Genomic DNA, 1584 nt, shown 5'->3' on the forward strand with positions numbered 1-1584 from the left:
TGGTGTTAGCGCTCATCGGTGGCTCCTTCAAGACCGCCGTCAACGGCGGGGCCGGTGGCGGGGGTGGTGCCGAAATTCGCCCAGGAGCCGGTGCCCTGGCTCAGCCATTGGCCCTGGTCGGTGACGGTGTGGGTGGTGCCGGTTGTGTGGCTTGTTGCGTTGCCGGTGTTGCCGATGGAGAGCAGGTCCTCGTGGGTGAAGCGCTGGTGCACCGCGGCCGCTCCCAGGCCCTTGTCGACCTCGTCGGCGCCGAGGACCCTGGCGAGGGTGACGGCGCGTTCCATTTTGTGCCGGATCTTTCCGGTCCCTGCGGCGGCGGCTTCCTTGAGCCAGAGCGCGGCGCCGGCGCCGAGGGCCAGGAACTCTTCCTCGGCCTTGTTGGTGGGGCGGATCACCCGTTCCAGGGCCCCGGCAGGGGCCGGCGGGAAGTGGGCGTCGATAATCGCGGGAGTGCCGGGGCGGGTGAGTTCGTGACGGGCGACCTCGACCGGGCCGGCGACCCCGACGTGCACGATAATCACCTCGGTCTCGGTTCCGCGCACCCAGACCATCTGACCCATCAGGGCGTGCGGGACGGAGTAGCGGGACTGCGCAAAGGTGATCATGGGTGTGTTCGGCGGGACCTGGCGGGTCTGGCCGAAACTCGCCGTCACCGGTGCCGCAGGGACCGGATGCAACCTCGGCCCTTCGAGAACCCGGAGCATGTCCTTCGGGATCTCCAGCGTGACCCGGTGCACCCGCGAATTCACCTCCTCCATGAACGCCTCACACGCAGCCTCCAGCTCCGCGAAGGACCGGTACTCCGGCAACAGGTTGGTGTCTGTGGGGACGAGGTCGGCCTTGGCGATCTTGACCGCGTTCTCCACCCCGCCCTTCGAGGCCGGGTCGGCCGGCAGGCACGTCTGCAGCGAGGTCGAGTAGTGCCTGGCGAACGCCACAATCTGGTGGTTGCGGACCGGGATCCCGGCGACGTGCTCGACCGTGACGGTCTTCTCGTTATCCGTCAAAATGTAGGTCGGGACCCCGCCGATCAGGCGGAAGGACCGGTCCAGGGCCGCGAACACGCTCGGCATGGTCCGATCCCGCAACGGGATCACGATCCGCAAGCGGGAGAACGCCAACCAGGCCACGAACAGCACGGTCTTCACCCCGTCAACGACGGGCCCGTCCCCGTAGTCATACTGAAGCCACAGACCCGGCTCCGGAGTCCAGGGCCGGTGCACGCGCACGCTCCGGGCCCGGTATTTCGCCTTCAGTCCAGCCAGCGTCGTCCTGGTCGTCCGCTCACACCCGGTGAACCCCAAAGCGAGGAGCTTCTCATGCACGACATCGCCGCGGATCTTCCCACGGGACTGCTCCACCCAGGAGGCCATCTGCGGCAGGAACGGATCGGTCATCCGGCCGCGCTGCCGGGCCACCGGCGCCTGCGCGCCCTCCTGACGGGCCAACACATACGAGCGCACCGTGTTGTGCGATACGCCGCAGATCTTCGCGGCATCCCGGTACGACCGGGTCAAATCATAAGCAGCTAAAATTTCCATGAACTCTCCTGGAGACTTCACAACAAGCCCCTTCCTTCCCCAC

General features: G+C 67.1%; 1 protein-coding gene. It reads right to left on the bottom strand.

Annotated features, from left to right (window positions below):
• Positions 1-5: 5 nt before the first annotated feature.
• Positions 6-1562 (bottom strand): IS21 family transposase, encoded by a 1557-nt coding sequence (gene istA / locus J1902_RS18990; RefSeq protein WP_207617922.1) that lies wholly within the window; start codon positions 1560-1562, stop codon positions 6-8.
• Positions 1563-1584 lie beyond the last annotated feature (22 nt).

This window comes from Arthrobacter cavernae (assembly GCF_017368795.1).
Lineage (GTDB): Bacteria > Actinomycetota > Actinomycetes > Actinomycetales > Micrococcaceae > Arthrobacter > Arthrobacter cavernae.